The 21,518-nt window shown below is 67.9% G+C and carries 21 protein-coding genes and 6 pseudogenes; 14 read left to right on the top strand and 13 right to left on the bottom strand.

From position 1 onward, the window contains the following. The first annotated feature begins 801 nt into the window (after positions 1–801). The 3 genes from NW895_RS34105 (at position 802) to NW895_RS34095 (ending at position 2,927) form a co-directional block, all read left to right on the top strand. Positions 802–1,494, top strand: a complete 693-nt coding sequence (locus NW895_RS34105; protein WP_289940631.1) for a GAF and ANTAR domain-containing protein — start codon at positions 802–804, stop codon at positions 1,492–1,494. 455 nt (positions 1,495–1,949) lie between these two features. Next, positions 1,950–2,210 (top strand): carboxymuconolactone decarboxylase family protein, encoded by a 261-nt coding sequence (locus tag NW895_RS34100; RefSeq protein WP_289940674.1) that lies wholly within the window; start codon positions 1,950–1,952, stop codon positions 2,208–2,210. Between the two features lie 363 nt (positions 2,211–2,573). Beyond that, positions 2,574–2,927, top strand: a complete 354-nt coding sequence (locus NW895_RS34095) for a hypothetical protein (RefSeq protein WP_289940630.1) — start codon at positions 2,574–2,576, stop codon at positions 2,925–2,927. A 624-nt stretch (positions 2,928–3,551) separates the two neighbouring features. On the opposite strand, the gene NW895_RS34090 is transcribed toward NW895_RS34095, so the two are convergent. Further along, entirely contained in the window at positions 3,552–3,776 is a 225-nt protein-coding gene (locus tag NW895_RS34090) for a DUF6207 family protein (RefSeq protein WP_289940629.1), read from the bottom strand. Between the two features lie 270 nt (positions 3,777–4,046). Then, complete coding sequence (locus tag NW895_RS34085) at positions 4,047–4,430, bottom strand: VOC family protein (RefSeq protein WP_289940628.1); 384 nt, start codon at positions 4,428–4,430, stop codon at positions 4,047–4,049. Between the two features lie 145 nt (positions 4,431–4,575). Between NW895_RS34085 and NW895_RS34080 the strand changes: the two genes are divergently transcribed. Then, entirely contained in the window at positions 4,576–5,376 is an 801-nt protein-coding gene (locus NW895_RS34080) for a TetR/AcrR family transcriptional regulator C-terminal domain-containing protein (RefSeq protein WP_289940627.1), read from the top strand. A gap of 182 nt (positions 5,377–5,558) precedes the next feature. On the opposite strand, the pseudogene NW895_RS34075 reads toward NW895_RS34080, so the two are convergent. Then, positions 5,559–5,642, bottom strand: a pseudogene (locus NW895_RS34075) (transcription factor); the annotation flags it as partial. Between the two features lie 67 nt (positions 5,643–5,709). On the opposite strand from NW895_RS34075, the gene NW895_RS34070 reads away from it, so the two are divergent. Together NW895_RS34070 and NW895_RS34065 are read left to right on the top strand one after the other, a co-directional pair. Then, on the top strand, positions 5,710–6,015 hold the full coding sequence (locus tag NW895_RS34070) for a hypothetical protein (RefSeq protein WP_289940626.1): 306 nt from the start codon (positions 5,710–5,712) through the stop codon (positions 6,013–6,015). 393 nt (positions 6,016–6,408) lie between these two features. Further along, positions 6,409–6,957: a GNAT family N-acetyltransferase gene (locus NW895_RS34065; protein WP_289940625.1), complete on the top strand. Its 549-nt coding sequence runs from the start codon at positions 6,409–6,411 to the stop codon at positions 6,955–6,957. A 51-nt stretch (positions 6,958–7,008) separates the two neighbouring features. On the opposite strand, the pseudogene NW895_RS34060 reads toward NW895_RS34065, so the two are convergent. The 3 genes and pseudogenes from NW895_RS34060 to NW895_RS34050 all read right to left on the bottom strand — a co-directional run. Then, a pseudogene (locus NW895_RS34060) lies at positions 7,009–7,437 on the bottom strand (ATP-binding protein). Between the two features lie 471 nt (positions 7,438–7,908). Then, positions 7,909–8,433, bottom strand: a complete 525-nt coding sequence (locus NW895_RS34055) for an ATP-binding protein (protein ID WP_289940624.1) — start codon at positions 8,431–8,433, stop codon at positions 7,909–7,911. Positions 8,434–8,462: 29 nt separating this feature from the next. Then, positions 8,463–8,684: pseudogene (locus tag NW895_RS34050) on the bottom strand (IS5/IS1182 family transposase); the annotation flags it as partial. 11 nt (positions 8,685–8,695) lie between these two features. Between NW895_RS34050 and NW895_RS34045 the strand changes: the two are divergent. Further along, entirely contained in the window at positions 8,696–8,842 is a 147-nt protein-coding gene (locus NW895_RS34045) for a hypothetical protein (protein WP_354670144.1), read from the top strand. 149 nt (positions 8,843–8,991) lie between these two features. Here NW895_RS34045 and NW895_RS34040 read toward each other — a convergent pair whose 3' ends face one another. After that, positions 8,992–9,648: a hypothetical protein gene (locus NW895_RS34040; protein ID WP_354670142.1), complete on the bottom strand. Its 657-nt coding sequence runs from the start codon at positions 9,646–9,648 to the stop codon at positions 8,992–8,994. A 104-nt stretch (positions 9,649–9,752) separates the two neighbouring features. Further along, positions 9,753–10,315, bottom strand: a pseudogene (locus tag NW895_RS34035) (IS630 family transposase); the annotation flags it as partial. A 107-nt stretch (positions 10,316–10,422) separates the two neighbouring features. On the opposite strand from NW895_RS34035, the gene NW895_RS34030 reads away from it, so the two are divergent. Then, a complete protein-coding gene (locus NW895_RS34030; protein WP_289940621.1) occupies positions 10,423–10,992 on the top strand; it encodes a GNAT family N-acetyltransferase in 570 nt (189 codons plus the stop codon). 265 nt (positions 10,993–11,257) lie between these two features. After that, positions 11,258–11,653: an Imm7 family immunity protein gene (locus NW895_RS34025; protein ID WP_289940620.1), complete on the top strand. Its 396-nt coding sequence runs from the start codon at positions 11,258–11,260 to the stop codon at positions 11,651–11,653. 15 nt (positions 11,654–11,668) lie between these two features. Here the strand turns inward: NW895_RS34025 and NW895_RS41335 are convergent, their stop codons facing one another. Further along, positions 11,669–11,959, bottom strand: coding sequence for a transposase (locus NW895_RS41335; RefSeq protein ID WP_354670141.1), 291 nt, complete (start codon positions 11,957–11,959; stop codon positions 11,669–11,671). A gap of 726 nt (positions 11,960–12,685) precedes the next feature. Here NW895_RS41335 and tal point away from each other — a divergent pair. From tal to NW895_RS33995, 5 genes and pseudogenes are all read left to right on the top strand, one after another. Further along, positions 12,686–13,807: a transaldolase gene (tal, locus tag NW895_RS34015; RefSeq protein ID WP_289940619.1), complete on the top strand. Its 1,122-nt coding sequence runs from the start codon at positions 12,686–12,688 to the stop codon at positions 13,805–13,807. 1,014 nt (positions 13,808–14,821) lie between these two features. Beyond that, positions 14,822–15,766, top strand: a complete 945-nt coding sequence (locus NW895_RS34010; protein WP_289940617.1) for an MIP/aquaporin family protein — start codon at positions 14,822–14,824, stop codon at positions 15,764–15,766. A gap of 7 nt (positions 15,767–15,773) precedes the next feature. Further along, positions 15,774–16,145 (top strand): annotated as a pseudogene (locus NW895_RS34005) (IS481 family transposase); the annotation flags it as partial. A 1-nt stretch (position 16,146) separates the two neighbouring features. Further along, positions 16,147–16,609 (top strand): annotated as a pseudogene (locus tag NW895_RS34000) (cation:proton antiporter); the annotation flags it as partial. Positions 16,610–16,915: 306 nt separating this feature from the next. Then, on the top strand, positions 16,916–17,485 hold the full coding sequence (locus NW895_RS33995; protein ID WP_289940673.1) for a LuxR C-terminal-related transcriptional regulator: 570 nt from the start codon (positions 16,916–16,918) through the stop codon (positions 17,483–17,485). A gap of 302 nt (positions 17,486–17,787) precedes the next feature. Here NW895_RS33995 and NW895_RS33990 read toward each other — a convergent pair whose 3' ends face one another. The 4 genes from NW895_RS33990 to NW895_RS33975 form a co-directional block, all read right to left on the bottom strand. Further along, positions 17,788–19,131, bottom strand: coding sequence for an MFS transporter (locus NW895_RS33990; RefSeq protein WP_289940615.1), 1,344 nt, complete (start codon positions 19,129–19,131; stop codon positions 17,788–17,790). 913 nt (positions 19,132–20,044) lie between these two features. Beyond that, on the bottom strand, positions 20,045–20,176 hold the full coding sequence (locus tag NW895_RS33985) for a hypothetical protein (protein ID WP_289940614.1): 132 nt from the start codon (positions 20,174–20,176) through the stop codon (positions 20,045–20,047). A gap of 312 nt (positions 20,177–20,488) precedes the next feature. Beyond that, entirely contained in the window at positions 20,489–20,779 is a 291-nt protein-coding gene (locus NW895_RS33980) for a DUF6510 family protein (RefSeq protein WP_289940611.1), read from the bottom strand. A 10-nt stretch (positions 20,780–20,789) separates the two neighbouring features. After that, the gene (locus tag NW895_RS33975; protein WP_289940609.1) at positions 20,790–21,509 is read right to left on the bottom strand and encodes an FAD-binding oxidoreductase; all 720 of its coding nucleotides are present in this window, start codon (positions 21,507–21,509) and stop codon (positions 20,790–20,792) included. Positions 21,510–21,518: the final 9 nt, after the last annotated feature.

The raw sequence follows: 21,518 nt of genomic DNA, 5'->3' as shown, positions 1-21,518 counted from the left end.
GACACGACCAGCTGCCCATATCAGCGGCGCAGGACCGCGCTTGAATCCGTGTTCGCCGCGCCCGTCAGCTGACGGCGCCGTGGACGCTGTGTCCGTCGACCACCGACCCGGACACCATGCGCGAGTGGCTGACGTGGACGTCGGTCGGGACGGCGGGCGTGCTTTTCAAGCGGCTGGACAGCGTGTACGAGCCTTGGTACGACGACAACCGCCGACTTCCGTACACCGGCCGCACCACCACTCTCGCCCACCCGGCAAGCAGCACGGTCGCCGGGCTACTCGACCCGCGCAGCACAGTCATCGCTGGACAGGCTGGTCGTTCTCCGCCACGTGGGGCAGCCGGGAGACGCTGGACGTCGCGCTGGTGGAACCGGAGCTGGTGGTGGAAGTCGGCGTCGACGTCGCCCGCGACGCCTCCGGCTGGTGGCGGCATCCCACGCGCTGGCATCGCACCCGCCCCGGCCTCTCCCCCACTGACCTGCCCCGCCTGACGTCGTCGCACTGTCGCGGCACGGGCGCGGAGGCCCCGCCGACGCGCAGCCGCCTGAGCGCGCACCGCGATCCCCGGCCGCAGGCCGCGCCGCCCACCCTGCCCATCCCTTCTCCTTGACTCCAGCCAAGGGGCCGTAGGCGCAACCCCAAGCACAAACCAGATGGCGCAACGGTGAGCGGGCGCGGGCTGAGGCATCCACGGATGGGACGTCCCACGTCTCCCTGCGCTCCTGGTGACATCGGCCAGGCCAAGATGTGGCGCGGCTCGGGGTACTGTGACCCGACCGATGATCGAGGCGGGTGGTGGCGGTGGAGTGGCGTGAGTACGCCGAGCAGATGGCGCTGCTCGCGCGGGATCTACTGGCCCAGGACTCTGTCCAGTCGACCCTGGATGAGATCGCGGCCTCCGCGGTGAGGCTGGTCGACGGCTGCGACGCCGCCGGCATACTCGCGGTGCGCAAAGGCCGGGCCGTGACCCTGGCCGCCTGCGGGGACAGGGTCCAGGAGTCCGACCGCCTGCAAGGTGAACTGCGCGAGGGACCCTGCTTCGACCTCGCCCGCCGCAAGGACGGCGAGCGCATATACCGGATCGCTGACCTGACAGAGCCCCAGCCAGCCTGGGAGCGTTTCGCGGCCCAGGCCCGCAAGCTGGGAATCGGCAGCATGACCGGCGTACTGCTCTACACCGACAACGAAGACTTCGGCGCACTGAACCTGTACGCACGCCGCCCCGGAGCCTTCGGCAAGGACATAGAGAACGCGGGCTGGCTGCTGGCCTCCCACGCCGCCGTCGCCCTGGCCAGCGCCCGCACCATCGACCAGCTCGAGCACGCGATGGAGACCCGGCACGCCATCGGCGAGGCCATGGGCATCCTCATGGAGCGCCACCAGCTGAGCGAGGGCGAGGCCTTCAACGTGCTGCGCCGCATCTCCCAGCATCACAACGTCAAGCTGCGCGACGTCGCCCAGCGCCTCCGGGCCGAACATACCGACCCAGTCTGATCACCAGCTCGGGTGCCGTGTGGGCGCTGCGCGAGAGGGGCATGTGCGGTTGGGCCACTGCAGATACGTGTGCCGCTGAAGGGCGGGGCGGGCAAGCGACGGGGGGAACACCTGCCCGTTCCGGCACAACGGGGGACGCGGGCCTTGCGGAGCCGCGGTTGCGGCCCACCGATGACAAGCACCGGGCGCCCCAAGCGTTACACCCAAGCAGCGAGCCGTGGGCGGTGGTCGATCGCTGATCAGGCAGCTTCCGCCAGCAGCAGTGGGCCCGTGTCCGTCACCTGCAGCGGTCGCTCGACAAACGGCATCACCGGTCCGGATACAGACAGGCACACCCCAGGCGGCCGTGCTCTGCGGCTCCCGGCGTGTCGAGGTGGACTTCAACCAGGTCGGATTCTGTGACCGCTATGGGCTGATCGTCCTGCTGGCAGTCCGCAGCCACTGTCGGGACCTCGCTGGGTACCGGACTGCTGGGCCATGGGCTCCTCCCGGCCATCGACGGCGAGATCGTCATCGCCCGCGTGACCGCGCGCGCCGGCTGTGCCTACGAATGGGGCGTGCACGCCGCGACTCTCGCACAGCAGGCCGGACTCAGCCGGGAACAGCTCCGGGCAACCACCGACACCGATTTGGCGGGCAGTGTCGCATGGTCGCCACGCCATGCGGCGCTGCTCGACGCAGTCGACGAACTGCACGACACGGCCAAGCTCTCGTAGTCCGCCTGGGAGGCCCTGCGCGTTCACTGCGAGGACACTCAGCTACTCGAACTCTTCGTAGTGATCGGCTGGTACCGAACCATCAGCTATGTGGCCGACGGGCTCCTCCTGGAGGAGGAAACCTGGGCCGCTTGATTTCCGACGCGGTAACTACACCCCCGCAAGCGCCCGGCCGTTGCCCAACATCGCGGGACAACCTTTAGGCATGCTTTCCGGTGCCCGGAATGTACGCCACAGGGTGACCTTTTGCGTACGTGACCGAATAAGCCGCGACATTGTCGTGTTCCAGGTGCCGGGTGTAACGCGGCGACGAATACCGGGCGCTGTAGAGGGAGGCAGCAAACCCGTCAGAGCGGATTCCCCATGAACAACACCGGCCCGGCTTCCGGATACCCGACCTACGACCAGCCCTCAGCGCCCGACCACTCCGCCCGCAACCAGGCCGCCGCACGCAGAACAGCCCTCACCATCTGCACGATCGCCGACATCGCGGCCGGTCTGCTGGGACTGTGGATCGTGCTCTACCTGCTCGACGCCAACCAGGCGAACTCCTTTGTCGAATTCGTGCACGGAGCGGCGGACTGGCTGTCCGGCTGGGCACAAGACATTTTCACCATGAACACAGAAGGGCTACGCATCGTCCTCAATTACGGACTTCCGGCTGTCATTTATCTGCTGATCGGTCACGGCATCGCCGCACGGATCAACCGAGCCTGATGTGACGTGAACGCAGTGCTTCTTTGGTGCCTCGCGACAGCCGAGTGCCGCGCCGGAACCACTACTGCGGAAAGCGCTCGACATGGAAAGGCCAGCACAGTGACAGGCAGTCCGAACGAGCCAGATCACCCACCGATCTACGAGGACCTGGTGCGCGAGCGAGGAGACGTCGTGGCAGATGTTCAGTCGGCTGCCGAGCACGCGCAGCCCCAGGCGGCCCAGCTGCTGGGCAGACACCAGCTGGACCAGCCGCACTCCCGGGTGTGACATCCGAGACCCACGGTGCGCTGTAGCCAGTGGGTCGCGAGATCGACCCCGCGAGGCCCGCTTTCCCCCCGTGAGTGAGTCTCGTACGAGGGGTGGGCAGGTACATCCCCCCGTTGCCTGCCCACCCCCGCACACGCCGCGCGGCGCGCATCCGTGGACGGGCTGGATGGCCTCGGCAGGGTGGGCAACGCAGCGCACCCTCGATGCCGTCCTGGTGCAGCCCGATGTCGTGATGGAAGTCGACATCGACGCCGCCCGTGACAGCACCGGACGGTGGCGGCGCCCGACCCGCCCTCACCGCCTCCGCGCGGACATCGAAGTCCAGGAGATGCCGCTGTTCGGCGAAGGCGGCACCTGTCATGAAGTCAGGCCCGGGCCGTGGTTGCCTCCAGGGCCAGGCCGACCACGGAGGGCCGCGGTGAACTGCTGGCGCAGGTCCCGATGGCAGCGCAGCCGTACGCCGGACTGAGCGGCGTCCCGCGCCGTGTGCTCCGCCATCGCCGTCGCCCACCGGTCGGCGAGCAGCCGCTGGAAGGCAAGCGCTGTGGCGTCGTCGGCGGCCGCCACGTCGACGACGACCAAGCCCGGCTCCCTCACATGCGTCTCGTGGATCGGTCCATGTACGGCACTACGCCCGGGCCCCCTGGGACAGTAACGCCGCTGCCGTATCTTCACCCGACGGGGTAGCTCGGTCCCGGCTTCGGTCCCGGGTGATCGTGGTCGGCCCCGTAGATCCGGCCGCGCAGCAGCTGAAGCATCGAGATCGCCCGCTGGCCGTTGGCCGGAGCGACACGGTCAAGGCCACCAGCGCAAGGGCCGCCCCCACCAGCGCGGCGGCCAGAGAGAACCGCTTCACTGGGGCGGGGTGACCCAGTCGACCAACTGAATGATGACGCCGTTCGGATCGGTGACTTGGAAGAGCCGCTCGCCCCACGGCTCTTCCCTCAGCGGCATGGTGATGGAGACCTGCTCGTTCTGCAGTCGCTCGTACTCGGCCTCCAGATCGGTCACGGTGAAGGCCACGATGAGCCCGGCGACGTGCTGATCCCTGAAGCCCTCGGGCAGGACCTCGATCCCTCGCCGCAGAAAGATCACGTTGGCCGCGTCTTCGCGAACGAGGGACGCGAAGCCGTCTGCAGCGGCGGCTTCCGTGAAGCCGAAGTGTTGGGTGAGGAAGTGGGCGGAAGCGGCGACGTCGTCGACGTTCAGGGAAATGGCGGTGGCGGTGACCTGCACGTTCTCCTCCAGGGGGACGGGCCGCCGGAACCGGCAGACGAGTCGGCCACATTCAGTAACTCTATACATTGTACTCTATACTGAGTATAGAGATACGCTCCAAGATCCCGAACCACACGCAAGAGCCCGCGAGAGGATGTGAGCCATGGCGAAGGCGAAGGACCGCACCGGCGCAGGCGACCCGGCACGCACGCTCGAACTGCTCTGGCGCGAAGCAGGCCACAAGGGCGCCAGACGCGGGCCGAAGCAACAGCTCAGCATCGACGTCGTCGTGCAGACCGCCATTGAGCTCGCCGACCGCGACGGCCTGGACACGCTCACCATGCGCCGTATCGCCCAGGAGCTCGGCGTCACGCCCATGACGCTGTACACCTACATCCCGGGCAAAGCCGAGCTCCTCGACGTCATGCTCGACACCGTCTACCAGCAGATGCCGCGCACCGAGCACCCTCCGGGCACCAGCTGGCGCACCCGTGTCACGACCGTCGCCCACGAGAACCGAGCCCTCTTCCGCCGACACCCCTGGGCGGCCACCCTGCCCAGCACCCGTCCGGCCCTCGGACCCGGCCTGATGGCCAAGTACGAGCGCGAACTGGGCGCCTTCGAGGGGACCGGACTCGACGACATCGAAAGAGACGCCGCGCTCACCCACCTCCTCGCCTTCGTCCAGTCCACCGCCCGCACCGCACACGACGCCCAAGCCGCCCACCGTGACAGCGCCATGTCGGACGAGCAGTGGTGGGCCGCTAACGCCCCCCTCCTGGCCCGTGTCTTCGACCCCGCCCGCTACCCACTCGCCACCCGTGTGGGCAGCGCGGCCGGCGCAGCCCACCAAGGCGCGTACAACCCCGACCACACCTACGAGTTCGGCCTGCGCTGCGTGCTCGACGGCTTCGCGGCACTCATCGACGAACGCGGCGCCCGGCCCCAGGCCAAGGACCGCTAGAGACAGCCCGCCTGAGCTTGCGCGCACGGCCTCATTCGGAACTGGTAGCCGATCAGGTGCATCGCGTCCTCGTCCGGGTAGATCAGCCGATCTTTGATGGCCTCGCGAGTGCGGTGCCCCGATAGAGGAGCTGACCAGGTAGGGATGCTCAGCCCGTTGGTCATCGTGGTAAGGCGCGCCGGTTACAACGGGAGTTGTATGCCGAGTTCCTGCATGGCGGCCGAGGGCAGGCCGCCTTCGGACCGTTCGGTCTTGTAGCCCTTGACCGTCATGGCGGCGGCGGTCGTCGTCTCCTTAACCATGGCGACGGGGGCCCATGCCGCCAGCCACGAGATGAAGACCGACGACGACAACCCGGGCGGCAAGCTCACGTTCAACAGCGACGGGGACAAGACAAAGGTCTGTGACGAGCAAGCGGACGGCTGGAGCGCGGTCGCCTACGTCATCAACCCGAACGGAAGCACCCGCTACTCACTCAGGGCCAGCGGGAACGGCGACTGCGACGATCGAAGCGCCGACGACGGCGGTCAATACAACCTTGACGACGGCACCTACTACACCTTCCGGGTCTGTCTCGACCACGACGGTTCAGGCACGGGTGACGACCGCTTCTGCGACTCGGCGCGGTGGCAGGCGTGAGAGCCTGAACTGGAAGAGTGCATGCTCCCCCTGGGCGCCACCAGCCGCGCCCAGGGAAGAACGGCGGCCTGCTGGGCGGCCACCAGGGCAAGCCCCAGCAGGCCAGTACCTCACCTTTCAGGACCCGGCGTTCGCAGGCAGGCTCTCAGCTGGCGCGCCCTTCGGCAGCGATGCGCTGGAGCTGCTGTTCGCAGGCGCGGCTTTGTTCACGTTCAGCGGCAGCGTTTGTCGATCGGTTTCAGCAGCGGTTGGTGATCAGAGGGCCAGCGGATGGTCACGAGAAATGACGTCACCTGCCCCAACGTCGCTCGTCGTCCTGGAGGGAGCGACGGGTGCGGGGTGGTGCCGAAACCCAGGTGCGGACCGGCTTGGAGCACTCGGCAGGATGGGTGGATGGAGCAGCCTCTTGACGTGCCTGAACTCGCCGCTGGTGGTGGATTCACGCTTCGTCCGTGGCGCCTTTCGGACCTTCCGCTTGTCCGTGAGGCGTCGGAAGACGGCTGCATCCCCTTGATCACGACGGTGCCGTCGCCTTATTCCGAGTCGGCAGGCGTCGCGTTCATCGAACGGCAATGGGGCCGAGCAATCGCAAGGGCTGGGTATACGTTCGTCATCGTGACCTCTGACGATCGGCCAGTTGGCCAGGTCGGGCTGTGGCTGAGGGACCTGGAACAGGGCCGCGCGTCGCTGGGCTACTGGGTTGTCACGTCGGCGCGTGGTCAGGGGGCCGCCGTGGCTGCCGTCGACGCAGTGGTCGGCTGGGCCTTGCGTGAGCTGCGGATTCCCCGGCTTGAACTGTGGGTGGAACCGTGGAACACAGCCTCCATGCGCACTGCCGAGCGTGCTGGGTTCCGACGTGAGGGGCTGCTGCGGAGCTGGCAGCAGGTGGGGGACGGACGCCGGGACATGTTCATGTATTCGCTGTTGAACGACGAGCTGTGATGTCGTTGGTTCTGCCGCCAGGCCGGCAGGACCAACGCTCTGGCGCCAGGATCAACCGGCCTTGACCGGGGCTTCGGCATGGGCCCGGGTGCTGGCGAGCCGGTGGCGGTCGGTGCCGGTCTCGATGATCGTTCCGTTGAAGGTGAGCCGGTCGACGATGGCCGCGCAGAGACGGGGATCAGTGCACGTTTTTGTCCAGCCGCCGAAGGACTCGTTGGAGGCGATGGCGACGCTGTTCTTCTCCTCGCGCTCGATCAGGACCTGGAAGAGCAGTTCAGCGCCGTGCCGGTCGAGGTCCATGTATCCGAGCTCGTCGATGCAGCAGATCGGCGAGAAAGCCGCGGTAGGTCATCTGATCCCTGGCCGCCCGGTCGGCGAACTCGGCGAACTCGTGGCGGATTGACGGCAGCCGCAGCAGGCGGCAGGTGGTGTCGATGGCCTGGTAGCGGCCTGCTCGGTCAAGCCTCGCTGGCGGGGCAGGGTCGCTGTGCTTCTTCCTCTCGTGATCACCACCGCTGGCGCGACGACGTCGGAGCAACTGGGATCCCTGTCAGCGGCAGCATCAAGGCCCGCTCTCTGCCCCTGCGCTGTTGGCCGAGCTCGCCCCTGCCTCGGGTTCGCGGCTCACAGAGGGTAGCCATCGCGGAGGGTCGCCAGCCCTTCGGCAGCGAGCTGTTCCCAAGCGGAGCGGACCGCGGCCATCGGTTGCTGGGAATTCCCAGGCCCGCCCGGTAACCAGCGCCCCGAGCACGTCACCCAATCGGCTGGATAGTGGACGGGCGTGGTCTGAGGCAGGCTCCGCTCCTACTGCGGACGATCCGTGTCTCGGAACGCAAGGATTCTGGCTCGCCCGTCCCGCTGCCTCGGCTAGAGCCTGTCCGGCGGATCATTCCGGGCTCGGCACTCCTGGCACGGCTGCGTGGCTGGCCGGCACCAAGGTTGGCCGGACAGTCACGCGAGCGATGGCCACCGGTCGGCGGCCCACTCGAGCCATCCTGACCACCCAGGAGGCGGACCTGCTACCTCATGTCCATCGAGTTCCATGGCGTCGGGCTCCTCGAACAGCGTCCTCCAGTGCAAGAGGTCCGTCTCGCTCATCACAAAGGTCTGATCAGGTGTGGTCGACTGGCGATGGGCGATCCGAGCACGTTGGGTCTCATGGTCCACCGGCACGTACACGAGTTGACAGGACGCACCCACAGACATCACCAACCAGCGGATCGCGGACCTCTCGTCACGAGACCAGCATCCGAAATCCAGGACGACGTTCGTTCCCAGCTTCAGCGCCTCCAGCCCCAGCCAGAGCAGCCGACCTTCCAGCACATCGCGCTTCCCGGCCGGCTGCGGATCGCCGAACAGCGGGAGCATCCACTCATCCGGCGTCAGCCGAAGCGCGTTGTGCTCCTCGGCCAGTTGTCGAGCTCTCGTGGTCTTTCCGGCTCCGGGCAGGCCAACCGTCAGGAACAACGTCGTCACGCCCAGATCTTGTCACGAAGGCCAAGTGATCACGGCTTGAGCCAAACGCGGATCGAAGCCACGGTGTCGGTGCCGTGGAAGACATAGGCGCGCCTGTCGAATCTCGTGACCACGGCCCGGGAGTTCTTCAGCGCATTGATCGTTCGCTCGACTGCGTTCCTGCGCTTGTAGATCGTCTTGTCGAAGCCGACGGGCCGGCCGGCCTTGCTGCCGCGGCGATGGTGCTTGTCCCGCTGGTTCTTCGGCTTGGGGAATCGTGTGCTTGGACGGCCAGAACGCCCATCTGGTCCACGGCGTCGAGGAAGCACTGGCCCGAACGCCCAAGGGCTTCTCCAACTACGCGCGGGAAGCCGCGGCCACCGGTGTCTGGGACGCCGCCCCGGTCAGGCCGGCTGACGGCCGTTCGTAGCCAACCCATCCCATGGACAAACAGGAGAGCGACATGGCAGTTCTGCACTGCCCTGACGCATAGGGTTGCCGGTTGGGACGGGTGGCCCCGTGCGCTCTCGCCTCGGTAAGGGCACGATCATCAGCCTGGCCGCGGCTGAAGCCGACCCCCTATGATCGCGGTGTACTGACCCAGCGCCACGTGGTGAGACGAGGGTGCCCCGGTAGTTCGGCGCGGCCGGTGGCCCACAACAGAGTGAGCCAGGGATCCTCGCCGCCCGGAGCCTTTGGAAACAGACGGGCGAGCACCCGCGAGCAGAGAGCGGAGGGCGGGGTCCAGGCAAGTCCGAAGCCTTCCGCCACATCGTGCATGTGTACCAGCGTCTCTACCACCCCCATCGCCGCGAAGCCCTCAGGATCCGACACCCCGGCGGCGTGGTGGGCGCGGACCCGGGGCGGCGTCGTACGCACCATGGCGACCAGCAGCGCTCCGCACGCCTCCAGCACCTGCACCAGGCCAGCCGGACCCGCATCACGCTCCGCGAAGAGGAAGTACGCGGGCCCGTCCGGCCTCTTCTGACGCAACGCGAAAGGCACATGGGTGTCCAGCGGCGGGCTCTGCGGCCCCAGCTGCACGGCGTAGTACAACAGGTCGTTGGCGAGGTGTTCGACGGTCTCCCAGCAGTCCCACTTCAGCGAACCGGCCTTACCGCCCCACCCCTCCGGGGGTGCGTCCCGCAGGACGCCCACAGCAAGTCGCACGGCAAGGTCGACGTCGTCCGCGGTGACGGGAGACAAGACTGATCCGGTTTCGGCTGATCGAGACATGACAGCACCGTATCGCGAGGCAAGAGGGCAACCCCTTCCAACTGGTGAGTTGTCCGTGAGGGTGCGCCGGTTGGGGTGAGCAGGCTGCTTGGGTGCGTGGGGCGGCCCCGGCGAATCCTCTTCTCGCTGAGAATGCGGGCACGTTCACGGCGCTGAGCTGCCAGGACGTCGGGGTACCGGGGTGCCGGGCATTCTGGTTGCGCCAGCGCAGTCGTCGCTGCAACTCCCTTGTCTGAACGGTGTGGTTGGGGTGGAGGAAGTTGGTCGGGGTGAACTGCCGCAGCGGACCGAAGTGCGTCTCGATCCGGTGCGCCCAGGAGGCATTCGCGGGCGTGAAGCACAGCTCAACCTTGTCCTTCCGGGCTCATCGGCGGATCTTGCTGCCCTTGTGGGCGGACAGGTTGTTCAGGAGCACGCAGATCGGGGCGCCGTCGGGACGCGCTGACCGGATGGTCTTGAGTGCGGCCCAGATCGGGTTGATCCCTTTGCGGCGCCGGTTGACGCCCCACAGGGTGTCGTCGCCGAACGAGTAGCAGCCGTGGAAGGACGTGACCCCGTGGATGCGGTGGTAGATCCACGGCACCCGGTCGGGCCTGCCCTTCTCCGCCCAGCAGGATCCGCCGCTGGGGCGGATGCCGAGCCGCCCGAACTCTTCGAAGGCGAAAGTATTGACCTGTCTCAGGTGCGCTGGTCGCCGCGGCCTGCCCGGCAGCCCGGGTTGCAAGCCGTCCAGAACTCGATCCATGCCGGTCGGACCGGTCATAGGTTCATGCCATGACGACCGTTGACGACATGGGCTACGAGTTCCGCACTGCCCGGCCTGAGGACACCAAGGCCATCGAGGCACTCGACGGGTCCTTCACCACCCACACCATCTTCCAGGTGGCCATCACCGAGAATGAGTTCGCCCTTCAGGAAATCCCGGTGGACCCGCCCATCCACAAGGTCTTCCCAGCCGAGAACACCGACGACGCGGATGCCCCCGTGGATGAGGAGGATCCGAACAGCCGCACCTTCGTCGCCGTCGGCACCGATGGCAGTCTGGCAGGCTTCGCCACTGTCTCCTACGCTTCGTGGAACCGACGGCTGGTCATCGAGGACATCGAAATCGCTCCGGCACATCGGGGCCGGGGCGTCGGCCGCGCCCTGATCGGCCACGCCGTCAAGTTGGCCCGTGAGTCCGGCGCCGGGCACATCTGGCTGGAAGTCACCAACATCAACGCCCCGGCGATCCACGCCTACCAGCGGTTGGGATTCACCTTCTGCGGCCTGGACACGACGCTCTACGACGGCACACCCTCATCGGGCGAACAAGCTCTCTACATGAGCATGCCCTGCCCTTGAGCAGCCTGCCGACGGCTGACAGCGGAGGCCGGTACGTCGCCCGGCGCGACCGTCATCCCCTGGGGAAACGTGACCGTGAGGGTGGGGAATTATCTCATGCCGAACCCACTTCAGGGTAGGTAATTCCATGACCGTCGACACCAACCGGCACAAGGCCAGTCGATACCAATCCGGTGATCGATTCCGGTCAGAGCGCTAAGGCGTGTCCGGCGGATCATGGCTCCGGCTGGAACGGTGAAGCGGGCCATCTCACTACGATCGCAGGATGTTTGAGTACCACGGGTGGATCACGGTCAGGGAGACCGCGGCCGATGACCCCGATGAGCCCCGGCTGCGGCAGATCGTCGATGAGCTTCGTCTTCGCATTGCCCAGATGGACAGCCCTTACTTGCTTGACCTCAGGTGGATGAACGGCGAGCCGTTCATCCACCTCGGCGGCTATTCCAATCACCGATCGTCGCCTGACGTGGTCGAACTGTTCGAGCATGTGGCCGCGGTAGCCCCTGGTTCCTACGGGCTCCTCCACGTTCGCGATGACGAGGAACCGGGACACGAGAACGATGTGCGCGTGCTAAAGCTCGTTCGAGGCATGGTCACTCAGCACACGGAGGCGCTGCTGACCCCGTACATCCCGACGGTGGAAGATCCCTTCACGGGCTGAGGCGCCGTCGGCGCATCACGCTCGGAGCCAGAGCCGGATCGCGGCCACCGTGACGGTGCCGAGGAAGACGTATGCCCGTTTGTCGAAGCGGGTCGCGGCGGCGCGGTAGCTCTTCAGGCGGTTGGTCGTCCGCTCGACCTCGTTGCGGCGCTGGTACTGATCCTGGTCGAAGCGGACGGGCTGCTCGCGCGGTGCGCCGCCCGCTTCGTACGTGAGGCGGGGGAATCCCCGCGCCCGCGTCGTGCAGCACCTCGTCGTGGTGGGGGCGTGGCGGCCTGTCCCGCGGCGATGCTGCCTTGTGTCCATGGTTCATGCCACGTTGGTGTTCATGACCGCGATCGGCGAGATTCGCCGTCGACAGGGCGACACCCGGCGGCAGCGGACGGTTGCGGCCAGTCGCCGGGCTCTGGCTGGTGGGAGTGGTGCACCAATCTGATGGCGCTCCGCGCGCGAGGCGGTAGAGAAAGCGAACTTGCACAGATCGTCGCTTGAATCTGGGAGGCTCAGGCCGACCACCACCCAATTGTCCTCGTGTACGGGGGGGGGACGGGCTCCTCTCCCCCACGCTCGCCGTACGAGGACCACCGGCCGCTCGGTCCGTGATGCGACGTCCATGCTGACGTCGCCGAGGAAGTAACCGCCGGCCGACGCCAGACCCACGGTGAGCGCTGACTTCATGGCGACTGCCTGCGTCTCGATAGAAGCTGGGTGCTGAGAGACGGGAGCGTTGGTCCCTGTCGGTGACCTTGAGTCCGGTAGCACCGGCCACAGGCTTGTATACCAATACACCCCAAACGATTTTCCCTCGCAGTGCGAGCATCCCAAAGCGTCTTCGGCGCCAGCCCCGCCCGGCGCGTATGGGATGGTCGGCGAGCCGCACAGGCTGGCCGACACGGCGCCTGCCTGGAGCGGATTGCGGGCCGCTGGACTTCCAGAGACGATGGAGCGAGAGGCAAGCTCGGGTGCGGGCCGCGGACGAGCAGGGCCTTGAGCTCCTCACTCCGCCTCGCGCGCGGGAGGAGTGGCGGCGTCATGAATCCCTTGATCACACTGAGCGATGCCGGAGTGTCGATCTGGCTGGACGATCTCAGCCGGGAGCGACTGGTGTCCGGGAGCCTGAAGGACCTGGTCACGCGGGACCGGGTGGTGGGGGTGACCACCAATCCGACGATCTTCGCCAAGGCCATCACGAGCGGCGACGCGTACGACGGCCAGATCCGTGACCTGTCGGCACGCGGAGTCGGGGTCGGTGAGGCGCTGCGGACGCTGACCACAACCGACGTCCGGTGGGCGTGCGACGTGCTGCGCCCCGTCCACGACGCTACGGACGGCGTCGACGGGCGGGTCTCCATCGAGGTCGACCCCCGGCTCGCGCACGACACCGCGGCGACGATCGCGGAGGCGCGGGCACTGTGGTGGCTGGTCGACCGGCCCAACCTGTTCGTGAAGATCCCGGCCGCCCGGCAGGGCCTGCCGGCGATCACCGCGTGCCTGGCCGAGGGAATCAGCATCAACGTCACGTTGATCTTCTCCCTCGCCCGCTACGACGAGGTCATGGCCGTCTTCCTCGACGGGATGGAACGCGCCCGCGATGCGGGCCGGGAGCTGTCCGGGATCGGCTCGGTGGCATCGTTCTTCGTCTCCCGCGTCGACGCTGAAGCAGACGCACGCCTGGACAAGACCGGCACCACCCAGGCGGCCCGACTGCGCGGCCAGGTGGCGATCGCCAACGCGCGACTGGCCTACCAGCACTACGAACAGGTCTTCTCCTCACCCCGCTGGCATGCCCTTCGACAGGCGGGAGCCCACCCCCAGCGTCCGCTGTGGGCTTCGACCTCCGTCAAGGATCCCGCCTACCCCGACACCCGCTACGTGACCGAGCTCGTTGCACCCGGCGTGGTCAACACCATGCCCGAGGCCACGCTGCGCGCGGTCGCCGACCACGGCCGCGTACCGGCCGACTCGGTCCGCGCCCACTACGGTGACGCTCAGCGGGTTCTCGACGGCTTGCGGTCCGTCGGCGTGGACTACGACGACCTCGTGCAAACCCTTGAGGACGAAGGTGTGTCGAAGTTCGACGCCAGCTGGCAGGAGCTGGCCGAGCAACTCGCCGAAACGCTGCGGAGCCGGCCCGCAGCCGTGGCAGGGAACTGACGGTGCCCACGAACGACGCGTGTGTGATCGTGGGGGCCAGTCGGAGGCCGAGTTGCCGCTGCTGCGCGTCCTCGGCCGCGAGGTCGTCCAGGTTTCGCGGACCTGCACCGCGACCGCGGTGTGGACGTGCGGTTCGGGACGCGGGTTGGCGAGATCACCGGCAGCGGAGGCGCGGCGGACGGGGTGCAGTACCCCGACGGCACCCGATCGACGCCGATGTGGTCATCGTCGGGGTAGGACTTCTTCAAACGATCATCCGCACCGCCCAGCCCGTCGAAATGCACCGATGAGCGGTTCAATGCCCCGTCATGCCCTGGCCGGTCTGGCAGTGAGGGTCACCACCGGGGCGGCGTGGGGCGGGCCGAACCGGTAGTGGTCCGGCGCCGGATCCGGTGCCGCCCACGGCACGCTCGACGCCGACGGCGGCTACAGGGCCAGCCAAGTCCGCGTGGGCGGGAAGCCCGACGAGGAACATTGGGGAGAGGAATGCGTCCCATGGTGCCAGTCATGATGTTCTTGGGTGCAGTGGGCGGAGCAGCATTGCGTCTCGTCCTCGAAAAAGGACTTTCAGAGTGTGGCCTCATTACCCTTTTCCGTGGTCCGCTTTCGTGATCAATTTCAGTGGCTGCTTCACGTTGGGCGTCTTTTTGGGAAACGCAATCGCGCGATACCTAGGCTGGCGAACTGTACGGAATGGCCGGGCTGAGGGCGTTCACCGGCTGGCTGGCCGGTGCTGGGCCAGCCACCGTTGGGGTACTGGTGGGCCTGCAGGCAGTCTGAGCAGCACCTTACGTGGTTATGCGGACGATTCGCTCGCGCTTCGACAGGCCCCTGACCCGAAGCACCCCGGTGTCGACTCGCGGCGGCCGCAGCACGGATTTACCTTAGCGACACGGCATGAAGATAAAACAGGCGGCAGGAACGCGGGAACCCATTGCATCCCGTTCCCCCCGCCGCATAACGGCGCGGGCAGCCGCGCTCAGACGCGGCCGGACGAATGTCTGGGAGGATCACATGGCCGTCGAGATCCAGCCCCTGCTGAAGCCCTCTCGGCTCAGGCGCCGCGGAGGCTTGTGGGGCGAATGCCTTGCGGAGTTCCTGGGGACCTTCGTCCTCATCTCGTTCGGTTGCGGCGTGGTCGCGATGGCGGTCGCGGCTCTGCCTGGCTCGGGGCGCACTGAGGGGCCAACCACGTTCTTCCTCGGTGCCGGGGACTGGTTGCTGATCACCTGGGGATGGGCCATGGCCGTGGTCTTCGGCATCTATGTGGCCGGCGGGGTCAGCGGTGCGCACATCAATCCGGCGGTGACCCTTGCCTTCGCTGTTCGTCGCAAGTTCCCGTGGGTCAAGGTCGTCCCCTACTGGGTGTCGCAGGTGCTCGGCGCCCTGGCCGGGGCGGCACTGGTGTACGCCGTGTACCACGACGCCATCAACACCTTCGACGACGCCATGAAAGGACCCAAGACCAACGGGCACACACTCGCCTCGTTCTCGATCTTCGCCACCTTCCCGGCGCCGTTCTTCCACGGCGGCATCTGGGGCCCCCTGATCGACCAAATCGTTGGCACCGCCTTCCTGGTCATGCTGGTGGTGGCAGTCATCGACCTGCGCAACACGGCCGTGAAGGCGAACCTCGGCCCGCTCGTGATCGGATTTGTCGTGGCGGCCATCGGCATGTCCTACGGAGCGAATGCGGGATACGCCATCAACCCGGCCCGCGACTTCGGACCGCGCCTGTTCACCTGGATGGCGGGCTGGGAAGATCTGGCGTTTCCGGGCAGCTTGGCAGGGGCGTTCAGCGGCTACTGGTGGATTCCGATCGTCGGGCCGCTCGTTGGCGGTGTGATCGGAGTACTGGTTTACGACCTGTTCATCGGCGACGTGCTTCACATTCGTGCACAGCTGGGCGAGGCCCCGGAGCCCGGCCGGACGCGCCCCACCACCTCCGAAGAGGACTAATCCCGGCGCCATGGCACACAAGTGGATCCTCCGCTGGCGGACAGACGGCGAGCCAGGGCTGCACAACCGCTCAGCCGACGACTGACGACTCCACACCGCGACAGCGGTGTAGGCCCGGGTACGCCGCCTGCGACCGGTGCGCAAACTCGGCCCAGCTCGCCGACCCCGGCTGGATCCCCGACGGCAGCGGCCACAAGGTCCTGGGCCGAAAGGCCGCCCGCGCCCGCCGCAGCAGCGCTGGCTCCGGGTACGTCCACTCCGTCATTCGACGACCACAGCCGCCCTGCAGCGAGACACACCCGTCCGAGACGGCCACCACCTGCGCAGGCTCCTACGCCGGGCCGCGGCGTTCTTCGCCGCATCGGGCGTCGACCGCATTCCTGGGCTGCGGCCCCGTGACAGCGGTCGTACTGGCCGGCGTCACCTGGGTCTCCTCCTCCGGCGTCATCGCCAAGGTGCTCGGCGACCTCGGACGGCTCGGCAACCGGGAGACACCGGTGTTCCTGAGCATCCTGGTCCTCGAAGACCTCTCCATGGCCGTCTACCTGCCGATCATCACCGCCTTCCTGGCCAGGGCCAGCCTCGCCGCCGGCAGCATCACACTGGCCATCGCTCTTGGCGTCGCCGGTCTGGTGCTCCTGCTCGCGGTGCGCTACGGGCGGCACGTCTCCCGGTTCGTCTCCAGCGCGGACCCGAGAAGCTGGTGTTCTCGGCCTCACCCTCCTCGTCGCCGGTATCGCGCAAGGGCTGTAGGTCTCAGCGGCCCTCGGCGCGTTTCTCGTCGGCATCGCCCTGTCCGGGGAAGTGGCCGAGGGCGCACACCGCCTGCTTTCGCCGCTACGGCAAGACGCTCCTGGAGCTGCCCGATCCGCAGCCGCCCGCGCGGCCGGCCCCGCAACTGCCGGGCCATCCGGCCTACCAGCATGGTGGTGCTCGCCGCGGCCGACACGCCACTGCGGGCGCGGCAGGTTGCGAGGCGATGGATCTGGAGATCGCGCCCAACAACAGCAAGAACACCCGCCTGAAGCTCAAGCGGCTCGCCGAGCGCGGGATCCTGGCCGAGACCGAGCAAGCGGCTCGCCGCCCATCAGCTCTGCCCGCGCTGCGGCAAGCTGGGCTGTCTGCGCGAGGACACCGGCTGGTGCGGTCGTGCTCCGCTCCAGGTACGCCGAAACAGCCGCCCCGGATCTGCCTGAGTGCGGCCAGCTGCGGCGGCATGCCGGACTGGGCTTGTGCTCGGCCTGCTGGCAACGGCACCCCGGCCGCCCCTTCATCCGCGGCAAACACCTCCGCGACCAACTCTCCGATCCGCCCGCCTGGCTCGAAGACTTCGTCGCGCATGTCGCGGCCCGCTGCTGCGTCGCCCGGGCCTGGGCCTCGTCACCAACCTGGGCCGCACTGCACCGGGTCGCGTCAGGTGGCACGGCCATCGACCCCGACTTGGTGGCACGCCTGTTCGCCCGCCACCACGTGCACGAGACCATCCGTCGGCTGACGGCACGGGAGCACGAGGTGCTCTCACTGATGGCACAAGGACTGGGCAATGCTGCTTTCGCCGCGCGGCTCGTCATCACCGAACGCGCGGTACACAAGCACATCCGGAACATCTTCGCCAAGCTCGGGCTCCACCCCACCGACGACAGCGATCGCCGAGTCATGGCCGTCCTGCGGTACGTCGACACCAGAGCCCGTGACATCACACGGCCAAGACGCGGCTGACCTCAAAAACCGCATGGAGTTCTTGATCATGGCGTCGGCGGCTCCGAGAGTTGATACTCGCCCTCACCCTATTGAGACCGCAGGCGTCGTGGACATTGGGCAGATGACCAACCCACAACACACGTCGTGGTAGCTGATGTACGCGGACAACGGGAAGCGGCCGCTCCACAGAGGGTCGGTGATGGATGAGGCAGGACGGGCACGTGACCTTCTGCTTGGCCGGTGGTGATCGTGGACCTGTTGTTTTCCAGGGCTGCGCCCGGCCCAGCCGGACCGCCGGACGAGCGCAGCTCTGTCCAAGATCACCCGGGCGTTTCCTCCCTCACCGCGGCGGGCAGGGAGATTCGCCAGGCGACGCACCCAGCCACAGCGAGCCCAGCGACGGCGAGGGAGCTACTGGCGAGGAACGGGTCGGTACCGTCCAGAGCGGGAGCGAACCCGATGCCGACGTAGAGCGTGACACCGGTGGAACCGCCCAGTTGGTCGGCGGCTCGCTGGATGCCGGAGGCGATGCCGGCGTCGTCCCCGGTCACGCCGGTCACCGCGACGTACTGCAGCCCGACGATCCCGAACCCCATCCCGGCCGCGATGAGCGTCATGGCCGGAATCATCGCCCAGCCTGTGGCCCCGAGGGCGGAGACCAGAGCGATGGCTGCCATCGCCAGCACGGTGAAGCCGATCCCGGCCAGGACACAGGCCCGGGCGCCCCACCCTCCGAGCAGCCGAGGAACCAGCACCGAGGCCACAACCAGGGACACCGCCAGGGGCAGCATGGCCAGACCGGCCTGGAGCGGGCCGGCACCCAACCGATCCTGCAGGTAGTAGGTGAACAGCAGGAACGAGGTTGACAGTGCCGCGCTCAGCAGAGCCGTGGCGAGGTTGGCCAGGACACGCGGCCGGTTGCGGAAGAACCGCAGCGGCACGAGCGGGTTCCGTGAACGGCGCTCGACCTTGACGAACAGGGCTCCGGCCGCCACCGCGCCGGCCAACGCCGTCGGCGGCAGCCATGGCAACGTGCTGTCCGCCTCTCCTGCCGCGATGACGCCGAGGGTGAACAGCAGCGGAGCCGCGATCAGCAGGAGCGAACCGGGAAGGTCCAGTGGTGTGGGCTCGGCGGTCCCTTCGCTCGGCACGAGGAGGGCCGCGGCAACGAGCACGACCAGGATGAACGGCACGGACACCAGGAAGATCCACCGCCAGCCGAGCAGCTCGGTGATGATCCCGGAGACCACGAATCCGAAAACGAGGCCGCAGCTTGCGACGGCCGCCCACACGCTCAGCGCCCGCGACCTGAGCGGCCCCTCGGGGAACATGAGCACGATCACTGCCATCGCTGCCGGAAGCGCGATCGCTTCTCCGGCACCCTGCATCAGCCGGGCTGTCACCAGCACGGCGAAGGATGGCGCGAGCCCGGCCAGCAATGACGCGGTGCCGAAGAGCGTTGTGCCGAGCAGGAGGATGCGGCGTCTGCCGAGCACGTCGCCCAGCCGGCCGCCGAGCATCAGCAGCCCGCCGCCGGTGATCGTGTACCCGACCACGACCCACGTCAGGGCGTGCCCGTCGACCCCGAAATCGGCGCCGATGGAGGGTAGGGCGACATTGACCACGGTCACGTCGACCGCGATGAAGAACTGCAGCATGGCCATGCAGCACAGCACCAGCCACGCACGTACTGGGGACGATCCGTCCCGGCGCGAAGAGAGAATGCCTGAAAACACCGACTGCTCCGTTGCCCAGAAGAAGTTCCGAGCAGCACGAACATGCCGCTCCGGTCCAACCACGGAGCGGCAGAACGTTCAACAGAAGTGAGAGAACGCCCCGCCGCTAGCGGAGCGTCCTCGTCACCGCGGCACAAGCAGCCGCGCAGGAAGCACCGGACATGTCGCCGATGCTACCGGAGCCGACGGCACATGATCCTTTGCCGTCACTCCGCCGCACACCTCCCAGCCACCCCCGCACACCCAACCTCTGTCCTTAGGGTGTCGACGACTCCCCGGTCACCCACCGATTACTGAGGTTGAACTCGTGTTGCCGCATACGGCTGACCGGGGCCTGCTCTGTGCGGTATCACCGGTGGTGCGCTGGGCTGTCGTCCAGTCTGCCGTGAGGTCGTCGACGCCGGTGGGGTCGAACACTGGGCGGGTGACGGCCTGGGCGGCGTGCGCGAGGGTTACGGCGAGGGCCTGGGAGTGCTCGAGCGGGCCGGTGACGGCCTCGTGGGCGAGGGCCTCCCACAGCGGGCGACCAAGACCCTGGCACCTGGTGGCCCTCCCGCACCGCGTACCGCTGCACCTACGCCCGCGCCTGGGTCCAGGTGAACTACTACGGCATGTCGGTCGACTCCACCGAGAAGAGCGCCCTGTCCTCGGTCCTCAACGGCTGCTGACATCCCCCATCCTGACCAGCGCAACACTACCGGCCGGGTCGGGCAGGAACACCGGGAACCGCGCGATCCGACCATGTCGGCGACGCGAGGTCATGGCGCCCCGAGCGAGCTTGACTCGCAGAGCCCGCTTCGGCCGGAGTGACGTCCCTCGTTGCCCTGGTGTGTCAGCGTTCTCACTGTCCTTCGGTGCCGGCTCCGCCGGTTGTGCGCTCCTGCTCGACCCTGGCACGGAACGCGGCCTCCTCCTTGCCCACCGTCACGGCTCCGTCGAGCACGGCGTCGATGTCGGGTTCGGGGATCACCACCGCGCCGGAGTCGTCGGCGAAGACGTACTGCCTCCGCGGAACAGTAGGCCGCGAAGGGGTAGGACTGCAGCAGAGCGCCGAAGGTGTGGGTCTCGGGGTCCACCATCACCGAACAGGAGGGCAAGAAGGAGATCGTGACCGCCGGCCCGAACAGGACCCGGCCTGGTGTCGGAGTGACGAGGTCGTGAATGTGTGCGTGGTGCCGATGGATTCGTCCGAGGGCGTCGACGATGTCCGCGCATGCCAGCGACCGGGCCGCCCGAGCACGCCGCTCGGCCACCGCCTCTAGGTCTTCGCCCGGCGGGGCGGGGGTCACGGCAGCCCCAAGGTACGGACCGACATCAGGGTGAGCTGGAGCCGGCGTGGTCGGTCGACGAGCAGCACCTCGCACGCCGAGCACGCCGGACAGCGCACCACCATGCCGGGACAGCGCAGATAGACCCTGGACTCGGCGACGCGGTGCCGATCCCCGCACTCGGCACACTCCAGGACGATCGTGGTTGCGTCCCGGCCCAGAGCCAGGGACATCGCCCCGGCGACGGCGTTGCCGTCCACATAGCCGTCCTCCGGGGGCACGGAGAGGAGGTCTTCCTCTGCGTTCACTGCGGGCCTCCTATCCGAACCTCTCGGTCCTCAACGAGTCGGCGTCCAAGCCGGCGCCGATCAGTCCGCGGGCGGCTTCCTCGACGAAGGCGGTCGGGCCGGACACGTAAGCCCGCAGCCGCGGCTCGCGAACACCACCCGGACGAAGCAGCGCGCTCAGCTGCTCGGCTCTCAGCCGGCCGTGCTCGAACCCCGCCGCGCGTTCCCGGGTCAGGTGGACGGTGCTCTCCGGCCCGTTGGGACTGCGCAGCTCGTCGGCGAAGATGACCCGGTCCGCGGTGCGCGCGGAGTACACCAGTCGCACCGGAGTGCCGTGAGCGCGGGCGGCCCGCCAGATGGCGCGCATCGGCGCGATGCCGGAGCCGCCGGCGACCAGGAGCAGCGGTACGTCGTCGCCGGGCTGCCACACGAAATAGCCCCCCACCGGTCCCATGACCTCCAGGGCATCACCGTCGGTGGCGACGTCGACCAGGTACGGAGACACTTCGCCGTCGTCCACGCGTTCCACGGTGATCTGCGGCGCCTCCCCGGGCGCGGAGGACAGCGAGAAGCTGCGGGTGGCCTGGTACCCGTCCTCGGCGGTGAGCCGGACGTCGATGTGCTGGCCGGCGACATGCCCCGGCCAGCCGGCGACGGCGAGCCGGATGCTGCGCGCCGAGGCGCTCTCACGCGCCGTACCGGCCACAGTGGCGGCTCGCCAGCCGTGAACGGGGCGCACGCGCGGTGGCATGGCTGAACG

This window comes from Streptomyces sp. S.PNR 29 (assembly GCF_030386795.1).
Taxonomy (GTDB): domain Bacteria; phylum Actinomycetota; class Actinomycetes; order Streptomycetales; family Streptomycetaceae; genus Streptomyces.
Note: the sequence above shows the minus strand (reverse complement) of the source record. Positions and strands in the feature narration are given on the sequence as shown.